7 protein-coding genes and 2 pseudogenes are annotated in these 13,122 nt (G+C 58.6%); 6 read left to right on the top strand and 3 right to left on the bottom strand.

The genetic code is table 11. The features are described 5' to 3' along the window. Positions 1–399: pseudogene (locus I6F16_RS37010) on the top strand (hypothetical protein); the annotation flags it as partial. A gap of 219 nt (positions 400–618) precedes the next feature. Here the strand turns inward: I6F16_RS37010 and I6F16_RS37005 are convergent. Beyond that, complete coding sequence (locus tag I6F16_RS37005) at positions 619–1,377, bottom strand: SDR family oxidoreductase (protein ID WP_225174715.1); 759 nt, start codon at positions 1,375–1,377, stop codon at positions 619–621. Between the two features lie 209 nt (positions 1,378–1,586). Here I6F16_RS37005 and I6F16_RS37000 point away from each other — a divergent pair, with 209 nt between their 5' ends. From I6F16_RS37000 to I6F16_RS36990, 3 genes are all read left to right on the top strand, one after another. Then, positions 1,587–3,311, top strand: coding sequence for a thiamine pyrophosphate-binding protein (locus tag I6F16_RS37000; RefSeq protein WP_225174714.1), 1,725 nt, complete (start codon positions 1,587–1,589; stop codon positions 3,309–3,311). Positions 3,312–3,458: 147 nt separating this feature from the next. Next, positions 3,459–4,241 (top strand): GntR family transcriptional regulator, encoded by a 783-nt coding sequence (locus I6F16_RS36995; RefSeq protein WP_346656630.1) that lies wholly within the window; start codon positions 3,459–3,461, stop codon positions 4,239–4,241. A gap of 704 nt (positions 4,242–4,945) precedes the next feature. After that, positions 4,946–6,016, top strand: a complete 1,071-nt coding sequence (locus I6F16_RS36990; protein WP_249785754.1) for an NADP-dependent oxidoreductase — start codon at positions 4,946–4,948, stop codon at positions 6,014–6,016. 95 nt (positions 6,017–6,111) lie between these two features. Here I6F16_RS36990 and I6F16_RS36985 read toward each other — a convergent pair whose 3' ends face one another. After that, a complete protein-coding gene (locus I6F16_RS36985) occupies positions 6,112–7,611 on the bottom strand; it encodes a CoA-acylating methylmalonate-semialdehyde dehydrogenase (protein WP_225174712.1) in 1,500 nt (499 codons plus the stop codon). A 103-nt stretch (positions 7,612–7,714) separates the two neighbouring features. On the opposite strand from I6F16_RS36985, the gene I6F16_RS36980 reads away from it, so the two are divergent. Then, entirely contained in the window at positions 7,715–8,602 is an 888-nt protein-coding gene (locus I6F16_RS36980) for a LysR family transcriptional regulator (protein WP_225174711.1), read from the top strand. Positions 8,603–8,637: 35 nt separating this feature from the next. Here I6F16_RS36980 and I6F16_RS36975 read toward each other — a convergent pair. Then, positions 8,638–8,855: pseudogene (locus I6F16_RS36975) on the bottom strand (aminodeoxychorismate/anthranilate synthase component II); the annotation flags it as partial. Between the two features lie 1,140 nt (positions 8,856–9,995). On the opposite strand from I6F16_RS36975, the gene I6F16_RS36970 reads away from it, so the two are divergent. After that, positions 9,996–12,440: a CoA transferase gene (locus I6F16_RS36970; protein ID WP_225174710.1), complete on the top strand. Its 2,445-nt coding sequence runs from the start codon at positions 9,996–9,998 to the stop codon at positions 12,438–12,440. Positions 12,441–13,122 lie beyond the last annotated feature (682 nt).

Genomic DNA, 13,122 nt, shown 5'->3' with positions numbered 1-13,122 from the left:
GCCCAAAAGCAAAATCCCAAAACGCAGGAAAACGAGGTCCAGCACCCCACTTTCCTGCAAAATCGAATACTACATCAAGACCAATTCTGCTTACTTCTCAGACCGACCCGTATTCTTCACGGACGACGCAATATCGCCGGCATTGTTCAGGTGCAGCGTTTCGACCGCGAGATGACCATACTTGGCTTGGATTCCGCGGCCTCCATTGTACGCTGCTCGCTTATCTCGCGCGCTTCCGAAGCGCAAATTGCGTTACGCCTCGACCAGTTCGCGCAGTTCCAGGCCGCCCGCCTCATCAAGATGCGCACGCTCATCGACAACTTCGATATCGTCGAACAAACCCTCGGCCGCTCAATTCATCTTCCAAACATGAGTAGCTGTGTCGTAAGAACGCGCTAGAAGAGGACTTCTCTGCAGACTAGGTCAAAGCAACGGCAAAGCCGCGCTTCGCGCGACTTTGCAGTCAACTCGCCAGCCTTTTTGCGCGGCAGCATCTAGGTGCCACCATCCGACTTCAGGCGCCTCTTTCAGCACCGGAGGCTGCTAGCTCATTCGAACCGATCCAGGTAAAACGATATTCCACGAGTTTGAAAACGTCAGGATCGAGTCGCGCCGCAGCTACAGCGTCAGGCCGCCATCGATGACGATCGTCTGCCCCGTGATCATGGGCGCTGCGAAGCCAAGATAGACGATCGTTTCGGCGATGTCCTCGGGAACACATCTGCGCCGCAAGGGAGTTCGCTCGATCGAGTTTTGCCGCTGCGCTTCCGTCCACTCGATCTGCCAGGTGCTGTCAACCGCGCCCGGCGCCACCGCGTTAATCCGGATCTCCGGTGCGAGACCTTGCGCAAGATGACGCGTGATCGCAATGATACCGGCCTTGCTCGCCGCATAGGCCAAACTAGACCCTCTCGAGGTCAGGGCTGACACTGAGGCCAAACTTACGATCGCGCCTCTCGATTGCCGCAACGAGGGGGCAGCCGCGCGCGTGCATCGGAAGAGCCCGATGAGGTTCGTGTCCAACACTGCCGACCACAGCTCGTCAGTGATAAGGTCGAGGTCGGACGACGAAATGGACTTCCGTGCTCCCGGTGTCCCAGCATTGTTAACGAGGAGGTCGAGCCCTCCCATCTTGTCAACGGCAGCGTTTACGAGTTCTGCCTCTTTTCCATCACCGATAGCGCCCGGTACGCTGAAGACGTCGTAACCGTCCGCGCGGAGCTTGCTCACCTCCTCAGGCCCCCGTGGATCGTCGGGAAGGTGGTTCAGCGCAACACTGCACCCCGACTCTGCCAACCGCGTCAAGGTCGCCAAGCCGATGCCTGAAGCGGCACCGGTCACGAGCGCTCTTTTCCCCGACAGTTCGTAGCGGATCATGGTCTCTCCTTTGTTGGCTTCTCTGATGAGCGAGCAGTCACGCGTCAGCGCCAACGCGAGCGCTGAACGCACATTGACGTCACTTTTTATATCATATAAAAAGCTCGCGCAACGCGAGATGACGCGCCTGGATAGGTCGCCACGGAACAGGCCCAGTGCCGCTTTGAGCCTGTTTCCATCGCGCCAAACCGACAAAGAGATAGAGTAAGATGAACAAGTCTAAGTTGCCGGAAGCTAGCCCCGCCCTCCAACCGGCGCGCCGCATGACTGGAGGGCGCTTCATTGCCGAGACCATCAAGGCAAAGGGTATCTCTCACGTCTTCTTCATGGATGCTGTTCTGCGGCGCGCGCTCACCGAGATGGAGGACCTCGGCATCAAAAGAATTCTTGGGCATTCCGAAAAGGGAATTGCGTATATGGCGGATGGCTATGCGCGCGCGCTGCGACGCCCTGCCGTTTGCATGGCGCAGTCAGTGGGAGCGGCCAATCTTGCCGCGGCTCTCCAGGAATCGTGGTTTGCGTACGCGCCAGTCGTCGCGTTGACGGGTCGCCATGCGGCCAACTATCAGTACCGAAACGCGTATCAGGAGCTTCCACACGAGCCGCTTTACGCCTCCGTCACGAAGTTCAGAGGTCGAGTCGATGAGGTGGCGCAATTGCCCCATCTCCTTCGTCAAGCATTCAGAGAGGCGACAACCGGTGCCTCCCGCCCTGTCCATCTCGACATCACCGGCTATACGGGCGACATCGTTGGCGCCGCCGAATTCACAACTAGCATCTTTCCCGAAGAGACCTTCGCAAAGGTGCCAGCTTTCCGTCCTTCTCCGGATGCGGAATCGGTCAGCCGTGCTGCGGCCGCAATCGCGGCTTCAGAGCGCCCTGCGATCCTTGCGGGCGCCGGCTTGATGATGTCGGGCGCCGAAGACGCCCTTAAGGCATTCGTCGAACGCCACGGAATTCCAGTTGTGATGTCGCTCGATGCAAAACACGCTCTTCCGGAGTTTCATCCGCAAAACGGTGGCGTAGCCGGGACCTACTCGCGGAGCTGTGCAAACAAGATCCTGCATGATGCGGATCTTGTCATGTTCGTCGGCAGCGACACGGGCGACATGATCACGAACCACTGGAAGCTGCCAAGGCCCGAGGCGCAAATTGTACAGATCGACATCGATCCGGCGGAGCTTGGCCGCAACTTCCCCGAAGCGATTGGTGTACACGGTGACCCGAAAGCGGCTCTCGATCGCCTTGCCTTGGAACTGCCGTCCCGTGCGCGAGCAAGCTGGCAGCGAAAGGTCGCTGATTACGTCGCCGAATGGCGCGCGGAAGCGGAGATCGCGCGTTCCTCTGAGGCGACGCCGATCAGGCCGGAGCGTCTATGCCGGGAGATCTCGGACTGGCTTCCGAAGAACGCAATGCTGGTGGCCGATACCGGATACGCATCGCACTGGAGCGGCACGCTCGTCTATTTAACCGACCCGGCCCAGGGATACCTGCGAGCCGCAGGGTCGTTGGGCTGGGCTTTTCCTGCTTCACTCGGCGTTCAGTGTGCGATGCCAGACCGTCCCGTCGTCTGCTTAACCGGCGATGGTGGTTTTATGTATCATCTCCCCGAACTGGAAACGGCCCGGCGGTATGGCCTTAACGTAATCACGATCGTGAACAACAATCATTGCCTTGGACAGGGCAGGAGAAACATCGACATTGCCTACGAAGGAAGGAAGGGTAACAAAGAGGAGATCTTTGCCTATCGAGACACGGATTTCGCGCAAATCGCGCGCGATTTCGACTGCTTCGGCGTGCGGGTCGAGAAGCCCGGTGACTTGGCAAAGGCCTTCGATGATGCGCGCCGGTCCGGTAAGCCCGCCGTCATCGACGTGGTGACTGAGTTTGAGGCGCTGGCTCCCTTGCCCTGGAGCCCGCCCTCCGGAAGCTAGGCCGGTATTCCCTTGGCCAGACATGTCCTAAAGGGGCCACGCGGCCCCTTTAATCTTTTGTGGCTCCCCACCGCTGTGATACACGGACTTGCCTGTGAGGAGCAGCCCTATCAGAAGGGCGCCGGTCGAGACGGGAACGAACAGAAAATGAGAAAACCGGGATCTCAAGACGCCGACCGCTCTGCTTCCTCATCCGCACTCCCCATGTCCACTGAAATCGATTGGCCGCACGTCGGACGTGACAACTTACACACGAGGGCATATCTGATGCTTCGCAAAGCTCTCATTGCTGGCCGGTTCCGGCCGGGCCAGCGGCTTCTTCTCAAACCATTGGCGGAAGAGCTTGGAGTTAGTGTCACTCCCGTGAGGGAGGCGCTTCTGCGGCTTGCTTCCGAGCGCGGCCTTGTTCCGCATCAGTCGCGCACGATGATGGTCCCAGTCTTGAGCGTGGCCCGGTTCAGAGAAATTCGAGACATTCGAATTGAGTTGGAAGGGCGTGCGGCAGAAGCTGCGGCGAACAAAATCTCAGCGAGCGACATCGTCGCGCTGGAGAAGATGCAGGAGCAGCTGATGCTCGCAAGACGGCAGCGCGACGTGCAGACCGTTCTTGCGATCAACGAAGAATTTCACTTCAGGATCTACAGATCGTCAGACTTGCCCGTGGTCTGCGGGTTGATCGAAAGCCTGTGGGTTCAGATGGGTCCGCTTCTCACGCTGAATGATTTCAGTGCATCCGCAACCGCGAAGGATCATCCCCACCGAGCAATCCTCGCGAGCCTGGCTGCTGGAGATGGTGCAGGCGCACGGCATGCGTTGGCAAACGACATCATGTGGGCAAGCAAATATCTCGAGATAGCCGTCGTCAGGCTCAACGAACCGGCGGAAGACAAGAAAAAACGAAAAACGATTACATCTGTCGGCGCGAACTGACGATCAGCTCCATCAAGGCCCGCTGTTCGAGGGCGCTTTGGCGACATATAAAAAACACGCCTCGAACTGATCGTCTCGGGTGTGGCTGCCATGAGCCCGAGCATTCGTGTACCATATCCAATGCGGGTTTGAGTGGGTGCAAATGCAATAGCAAGGCCTCAAATGTCTGGACGGTGAGACACAAACAGGCCAGCATAGCCCATTGCGCCTTACTAACAATCTCGCCGCTGCGCCTCGCGCAAACAACTCAACACGATGCTAGGGGGATTCGCGCTGGAATAACGCGCGTCGCCGTCGATTATAACCGGAAATTGTATCAGGCTTCGTGAGAACACGTGTCTGTGGAGCAATGAAGGGCGTGTGGCTAGTCGCGGACCGCGGAGATCGAACTCGATAAGATTGCGGTGAGTTAAAAGACTCGAGCTCAGTGCGTACGATGTGATGAAGCGTGTTCGAGCCGAATCCAGGTGCGCTCCAACGTTTGTGAGAGTTCGGCCTGCGCCCATTTGGCCTGCTCGGTCGTCCGGAGACTTGATCAGGGACCCGAGAACTGGAGCGCTAGAAGCGATGTGTTAGCGACGGTAGAAGGCCCCGCTTCCACGACCGGGGGGCTATCGCCGCAACCGATTGATGACGGACTTGACACTCAAGCATCAGGGCGGTGCCCACAAGGGAGTAACGTCGTGAGAAATAGATACTGGACCTTGGCGGACAAGCCGGTGACGGGATGGCCGCAGCAGGACACGTTCGTCCTGAAGGAGGGGGCAGTCCCGGTGCCCGCCTTGGGACAGGCGCTGACGCGGACCATCTATGTGTCCGTTGACCCATATCAATTGTACTACCAGCGGGAGCGCACTGGGCCAGAAGGCGCGCCCTGCCATGCGCGCACCGTCTCGCAGATCATTGAGAGCCGCATGGACGGATTTGCGGCCGGCGATTTCGTTTTCAACACCAACGGTTGGACCGAATATGCGCTCATGGGTGAGGGGGTCTGGCGCCCGGGCTACATGGTCCCGCGCAAGCTCGATCCGTCCATCGGGCGCATCTCGCAGGCCGTGGGCGTGCTTGGAATGCTGGGGCTGACCGCCTACGCCGGCATGAATTTGATGGCCTCGCCTCAGCCGAGCGAGACAGTGGTGGTCTCGGCGGCTTCAGGGGGCGTCGGACAGATCGCGGGGCAGCTCGCCAAGCAGCGGGGCGCGCGGATCATCGGGATCGCTGGGCGCGATGCCAAATGCAAGTTCGTGACTGATGATCTGGGGTTCGATGCCTGCGTCTCCCATCTTTCACCAACTCTGTCAGCCGATCTCGCCGCCGTTTGCCAGGCCGGTATCGACGTCTATTTCGAGAATGTGGGCGGCAAGGTGTTCGAGGCAGCGCTTCCGCTGTTCAATCAGGGCGCGCGCATGACCATCTGCGGCCTCATCGCCCATTACGGTGATGATGACGGAGGCGTCGACGGACGCGCAGCCCTGATGAAGAGGGGGGAGCCGGTGTTCAAGGCGCTGAACGTGAGGGTCAGGAATCTCTCAGTCAGCGAGTTCGCCGCGCAGCACGACGAGATGTTGGCCTACATCGCGCCCCTGGTGAAGGCGGGTAAGGTCAAGTACCGCGAGGACATCCGCCAGGGATTGGAGACCATCCCGAGCGCTTTCGCCGAAATGCTACGCGGCGAAAATTTCGGCAAGATGCTCGTGCAAGTGAGCCCCGATCCGACGCTTGGAGCCCGTGCGCCCCGGAAGTCCCATCAAGGTCCATTCGGGACAGCAGCGTGATCCGGCGATGTCCGCTGCATTCGAGCGCTGCAGCGGCGACCGCTCGAAATGCGCGCGGCCGTCGGTGCCAAGCCAATTGTTAAGGACCGAAAGGGCTATCCCATCGTCGGCATCACGAATTCGGCTCCAGCCCGAATACCAGTCGGCCACCTGGTCGTGATTGTCTTCAACTTGGTGTAAAATCGAATGCCTTCCGGTCCATGCATGTGGTGGTCGCCGAACAAAGAAGCCTTCCAGCCGCCGAACGAATGAAATGCCATCGGGACCGGAATTGGTACATTGATGCCGACCATGCCGACCTGAATTTGATGTGCGAATTCTCGGGCAGCATCGCCGTCCCTGGTGAATATCGCGGTGCCATTGCCAAATTCGTGCTGGTTGATCATGTCCGCTGCATCATCATACGAGTTTGCGCGAGCGACCGCTAGAACCGGACCGAAGATCTCTTCCCGGTAGATTTTCATGTCGGTCGTCACGCGGTCGAACAGCGTGCCCCCAATGAAATAGCCGCCTTCATAACCCTGACGCTTAAAGTCGCGCCCGTCGACCACGAGCTCCGCTCCCTCGGCAACACCCGCATCTATATAGGCGCGAACTTTCTCGAGATGCTGCTTGGTCACCAAAGGCCCCATCTTGGCATCGGGATCGGTGCCGGGCCCGATGTTCAACGCGCGCACCTTCGGGGCCAGCTTTTGGATCAGCCGCTGGGCAGTCGTCTCGCCGATCGGGACAGCGACCGAGATGGCCATGCAACGCTCGCCGGCCGAGCCATAAGCGGCGCCCATTAGCGCATCGACAGCCTGATCCATGTCGGCGTCCGGCATAACAATCATATGGTTCTTGGCACCGCCGAGCGCCTGGCAACGCTTGCCGTGCCGGGTCGCGGTCTCGTAAATGTAGCGGGCAATTGGCGTCGAACCCACGAAACTCACGGCTGCAACATCCGGATGGGTAAGAAGCGCATCAACCGCTTCCTTGTCACCCTGCACGACGTTGAAGACGCCACGAGGCAGGCCTGCTTCGTCGAGCCATTTCGCCATGATCAGCGAAGCAGACGGATCGCGCTCGGATGGTTTGAGAATGAAGGCGTTGCCGCAGGCGAGCGCGACGGGAAACATCCACATCGGGACCATGGCCGGAAAGTTGAATGGCGTGATGCCCGCCACAACACCCAAAGGCTGCCGCAGCGAATGGCTGTCAACCCGCGTACCCACGTTCTCCGTAATTTCACCCTTCAAGAGCTGCGGTGCGCTCGTGGCGAACTCCACTACTTCCATTCCTCGTTGAACTTCACCCTTGGCATCTGAAACCACCTTGCCGTGTTCGGCTGTGATGGCGTGGGCGAGTTCGTCAGTCCGCTCTTCCAAAATGCGCAGGAACCGATTGAGGATCCGGGCTCGTCGGAGGGGAGGCGTAGCGGCCCAGGCGGGGAAGGCGGCACGCGCGGCACCTACAGCAGTTCTCACGTCATCTGCCGAGGCCAAACCGAGCGTCGCGGATTGTTGGCCAGTTGCAGGATTGAAAACCGGCGAAGTCCTGCCGCTCCGTCCTTGCACCAGTTCGCCATTGATGAAGTTCCGAATGGTTGCCGACACCGCAGCGCTCCCAGTAAATCGCTTGATCGGGTCTCATAATGGATGCATACATTTGCGCATCAACGGCCAAATTCGCGACTCCGTTGTGCAGGAAGTGTAGTCGATGGATTGGGAAAGCGTTCGGATCTTTCTTGAAGTCGCGCGTGCCGGGCAATTCTTGAAAGCGGCAAAGCATTTGCGGCTGAACCATGCGACAGTTGCTCGCCAGGTCACGGCGTTGGAAAGGAGCCTCAACGTTAAGCTGCTTGAGCGCCATACTTCTGGCTGCGTGTTGACCGCGGCCGGAGACGCCCTCGTCGTGGCGGCGGAACGCGCCGAGAGCGAGTTGCTCAAGGTGGGCGCCAGCATCGGAAGCGCCGCTGAAGCGATCACTGGCACTGTGCGCGTAGGGGCGCCGGATGGATTGGGCAACTACTTTCTGGCAGATCAGCTCGGGGCACTCGCGGCCAGACATCCCAGTCTGATCATTCAATTGGTGCCGCTTCCACGCACCTTTTCGTTGTCCCGCCGAGAAGCTGACATTGCAATAACTCTCGATCGGCCGAAACAGGGGCGATTGATCTTGTCGAAATTGACCGATTACACGCTGAGCGTTTATGCCGCTAACAGCTATCTTGTGCGCGAAGGCCAAATCAAGAAACAGTCAGATCTGACGGGCCGGTTGTTCGTCACGCATGTTGAGGATTTCGCTTACAGCAGGGCGCTGGACTACGCCTCGGCACTCGGTCGGCTGATGTCGCGCCGCTACGAGTGTGGCAGCGTGGTCGCCCAAATGGAAGCGGTGAGAAGCGGCCATGGCGTTGGCATACTACACGACTATGCTGCCCGCCGCTATCCGGAGCTTCAGCGTCTGCTCCCTGATGTGCGGTTCGTTCGAAGCTACTGGCTCACCTCGCATCCCGATACTCACGACGTGAGGCGGGTTCAGGAAGTTCATCGCTTCATAGTGGCTTCTGTAAAATCGTATCGCCCAAGCTTTGATGCGCACTAACCGGTTGCGCCAGCCTTGGTAGCCTCCGGCCTAGTCTACGATTCTCTCGCGCCGAAGTGCATACTTAGTCGAAGGAAGTTTCTGAGGATTCCTTCCCCTGGTTGGGTCAGAATAGATTCGGGATGAAACTATGCGCCATAGGTTGGATGGTCGCGATGGGTAAGCGCCATGATCTCGCCCTCCTCGGAGCGCGCCGGCACGGCGAGTTCGGCGCGGACGAATCGTCCAGCGCGATAATCAGGCAGTGGCGGCCGACGTTAACGTGGAGAGGGGGAGCCCATCGAACAGTCAGGGCAGTCTCCTCGGAGGTCGCTGATGACCTCGATGATGTTCACGAGCTGTCGGATTGGCAGGCACCGACGAAAGCATCCAATCGAAACTTTCAGGGTTGGCGAGTTCGACTATTGAATCGCTTGCCGTTTATGACGTCTGTCAGGGCGTTTCCAGCAGCGGCAGTCCATCGTCGAATAAGCTCTTCGATTTCGGAGGCGGAGTTCGATCTCACACCGGCACGAGGCTTCATTCGACGCCCGATCTATACTTATGCGGGCTTGTGCCGAACGACCCAAACACCTACGAAACCAAGCGCCTGTGAAAGATGACCGTCTTCACTTCACGCTCGCGAGTGACCTTGGTCGGCTGCGTGAGCAGACATTGATCACCGTTGACAGACCTCGTCGTCAAGCGTTTGGCCGCGAGAGTCCGGCTGTTGAGAACGGCTCTGTTTGAGAGTGAACCGCCAATTGAAGCGCGGCCGTGCTCGTTGTGTGGCGAAGTAGCTATACCGAACGCGATGCCGTCCAGCGCCTTCATATGTGTCAGGAGCGTAAGTGTGCTTGCGAACGCGAACCGTGGCTACACGCGACGATGAACCGTGTGCGCCATAGATCACCGGCAGAATCGCGCCTCCCCAACGCCCTGAGACACGTAAAGAGAAAGGGGCGGGAAGACGGATTGTGGCATCGGCTTTTGAAGCGATGTAGCTGGCGCGATTACCAAGCGCTTGCTGCGGACCTCATCTCTATCTGATTTGGTAGCTGTCCGCGCGGCGAAGTCAATGGTTTAGTCATTTTGCAAACCATTGAGTATGCATGGGATTGTAAAATGTCGAGTCGGCAGTGCGGTCTGACGAGATGGGGCTCATGGCTGATTAAAGAGCAAACGTATCTACTGGAAGAAAGGTGACTTAGATCCATCGGCCAAAGACGCGACGCAGTGACAGCCTGCTCAGGATCGGGAACGTGATTGATTCACATGTAGCGGTAGTCGTTTATGTCTGGCGTCGGCCAGAGGTTCACCCTCACATCAGTAGACAATAGGGGGACGCCGCGGTCTTGGTAAGCTGCGGCCAATCACGTTCGAAGCGTCACCATTCCGGAAAATAGAGTTCTTGATGGAAGTCTTATCCGATCTGCGGGTCGTCGAAATTGGTAGCTCGGCCGGGACCAGCTATTGCGCGCGGTTGTTCGCCGATTTCGGCGCCGATGTTCAAAAGGTCGAGCCGCCGGCAGGTGATCCACTTCGTCAAAGCGCGCCGCTTACGCCTGGTGGGCACAGCGCATGGTTCGCATTCCTGAATTTCAACAAGTCCAGCATTATCATTGATCCCACTGCCCCAGATGCGATCAGACGGCTGACGGCATTGATTGAAGAGTGCGACATTCTGATCGATGGACGCGGTGTTGATGCCGCTGACTGCCCGGCCATTGATATTGCAGACATCCGGCAACGACACTTCGGCTTGATTTATCTCCAAGCCAGCTGGTTCGGCGCTGACGGGCCGTATGCGAGATTTGCCGCGACTGATTCTACGGTGCGCGCACTAGCCGGTCTCGTAAAGCTGGTCGGAGCGCCCGAAGGCCCGCCGTCGCACGCCCCGGATTTTCAGGCGGGTATCCTAGCCGGTCTATGGGGCTTCATCGCGGCAGCTTCTTCGGCGGTTGCGCGAATGCAGGGTGGGGGGGCTCGGTCGTGGTCACTCAACATTTTCGAAGCGCTCCTGGCTCCGACCGAGTATCTGATGTTCGAGGCATTTGCCCGCGGGGATGTGATGCGTCGGATCGGCGTTAATCGCTTCTGGCCGAACTTCCCGGTCGGCATTTATGAGACGAAAGAAGGCTGGCTCGGCGTTTCAACGGTAACTCCAAAACAGTGGCGCGAATTCTGCGAAATGCTTGGCCTCTTTGAGCTGCGAGATCGTTCAGATCTTGCCTCTAACGAAGGTCGTCTGCAGCACATGGATCATATCGATCGACAGTTTGTCTCGAGGCTGAAGATGCGGACAGCCCAAGAGTGGTTTGCAGAAGGACTGAAACGCAAACTTCCAATCGTTCCAGTGCCCCAAGTATCGGATTTGCTCCATGATGCCGAAAAGATAGCCAGCGGTGCAGTCGTGCGCGTTCGCCTTGGCGAAGAGGTGGGAAGGACCGTGGGCTCGACGCAGCGCCTTACGTTGACACCGCCACGTCCGGGAGGACAGGTTCCGGAGGTGGGCGAACAACAGCGTCGTAGTGATTTACGACCAGCCGAGCCGAGCCTTCCGCGATCATCGCGGGGGTGCACCGATTCGTACCCGCTCCCTTTGCAAGGGGTCCGCGTGGTGGACTTCACGATGGGTTGGGCAGGACCATTATGTACGCGCACACTGGCTGATCTTGGTGCGGATGTCATCAAAATCGAGGCAATTCAATATCCGGATTGGTGGCGTGGCGTTGATAGGCCACCTGGCTACCTCGAAGATCAGATGTACGAGAAGGCGCCGTGCTTCTGCATTATGAACCGCAACAAGCGCGGCATGACGCTCGATCTGAAGCGTCCGGAGGGCCTTGCCCTTGCCAAGCGGTTGTTGGAACGAGCCGATATTGCCGTCGCCAATTATTCAGTCAACGTGCTGCCGAAGCTGGGACTTGGCTACGAGGTGCTCAAGACCCTCAACCCTCGGCTGGTGATGATGTCGATGTCGGCTTTTGGCACGAACAGCGTCCATCGCGAGTGCCGGGCGTACGGTTCGACTCTTGAGCAGGGCTCGGGACTTCCTGGCGTGATCGGAAGCGCCGGTGGACTGCCGGTCATGAGCCACATCGCTTTTGGCGATCCTGTTGGCGGGTTGAATGGCTGCGCTGCAGTTCTGGTCGCGTTGATTCACGCCCGCAAGACCGGGCAAGGCCAATTCATTGATCTGGCTCAAATCGAATGCATGATGCCGTTCGTAGCCCCGTGGGTCACGGTTCACTCGATCAATGGTATGCCGCCGGCCAAGTACGGAAATCGGCATCCACAGCACGTTCCACACGGCTGTTTCCGATGTGCGGGTGAGGACAACTGGATCATAGTAGCGGCGACGGACGTCGCCATGTGGCAGAGGCTTGCCACCCTTATCGGCCGACCGGACTGGGCCAAGGACCCGTCTCTGAAGTCACCCGAAGCCCGCCGCGCGATCCAGGATGATATCGAGAGAAGCATCGAGATCTGGACCGCCGCCCGCGATGCGGATCAGGCCATGTTTGAGTTGCAGGCGGTAAGGGTTGCGGCGGGTACAGCCCGCCTGCCAATTGATATGCTCAAGGACCCGCATCTCGGCTCGCGCTCATTTCTGCAGGAAGTGAACCGCGCCTTTCTGGGATTGCACCCGCAGCCGTCGATGCCAATTCGTGAGAACGCGACCCCCTATCCGATCCGTACCGCGGCGCCGACCCTCGGACAACATAACGTGGAAATCCTATCAGGGCTTCTCGGGCTCTCCGATACCGAGATCGAGCAATTGGCCAGGGATCAAATTATTGGTACGTCGATGCTTTCCGAGGCGGAACTCACAAAACCTCGTCACACTTTGTGTTGAGAGGACTGCGCGATGCCACGAATCACAAACACTGACGCTTGCTGGAGCGGCCGTCCGTCATACACGTATTCTGCAAAGCCCGTTTCCGTATGCTGCTCTCGTACGTTGTTGATATCGGAGCAGGACTACCAGGGAGCGATATCTGAATGACCGCCGATACTGGGCAAAGATGGCCGGCACAACCCAACTTGGAAGAGGTCCGCCGAGGAGCCTTGAGGCGTGCCGAGGCCCATGAGCCCGTTTTGCTCGATTCCCGAAGCGCTTCTGGTCAATCGCCCGCGCCTGACGAAATGGTCGAGCCGGAGCAGGGACACGAGCGGCCGCTCGCCCGACAACATCGGCGGTCACAAGACGTCGATCTTATCGGCGCCAATGCAGGCTGTTGCGGAAGCGCATTCGTAAAGATGAGGCGCCTTGCGGCGTTACCCTTTGTCTGCTCGAGCACCTGAGGCTGCAGCTATTCAGAAACTCAGGGCATTGTTGATATAAACAGCCGGGGCTTGCGTGCAAGCTCGCCGCTTCAGGGGATCACCGGGCCGGCCGTGAAAACTATGTAGTCGTCCGTGAAGAAGGCGGGAGAGCGCTGATTTAAGCGATCTTTTGGGCAGGGACAGTTTCGGTGAACGCCCGGATAATGGCACGCAAGAGTTCTGCGAGCCACCGCAGGAGCAGGCCGAAGTTG

Source organism: Bradyrhizobium sp. IC4060 (assembly GCF_020193715.1).
In the GTDB taxonomy this organism is placed as follows: Bacteria; Pseudomonadota; Alphaproteobacteria; order Rhizobiales; family Xanthobacteraceae; genus Bradyrhizobium; species Bradyrhizobium yuanmingense.
The sequence above is the reverse complement of the archived record's forward strand: the minus strand, read 5'-3'. Positions and strand labels throughout refer to the sequence as shown.

Coding starts and splice junctions, on each gene's coding strand:
- I6F16_RS37005 (WP_225174715.1), bottom strand. CDS start 1,377: ATGATCCGCTACGAACTGTCGGGGAAAAGAGCGCTCGTGACCGGTGCC.
- I6F16_RS37000 (WP_225174714.1), top strand. CDS start 1,587: ATGAACAAGTCTAAGTTGCCGGAAGCTAGCCCCGCCCTCCAACCGGCG.
- I6F16_RS36995 (WP_346656630.1), top strand. CDS start 3,459: ATGAGAAAACCGGGATCTCAAGACGCCGACCGCTCTGCTTCCTCATCC.
- I6F16_RS36980 (WP_225174711.1), top strand. CDS start 7,715: ATGGATTGGGAAAGCGTTCGGATCTTTCTTGAAGTCGCGCGTGCCGGG.
- I6F16_RS36970 (WP_225174710.1), top strand. CDS start 9,996: ATGGAAGTCTTATCCGATCTGCGGGTCGTCGAAATTGGTAGCTCGGCC.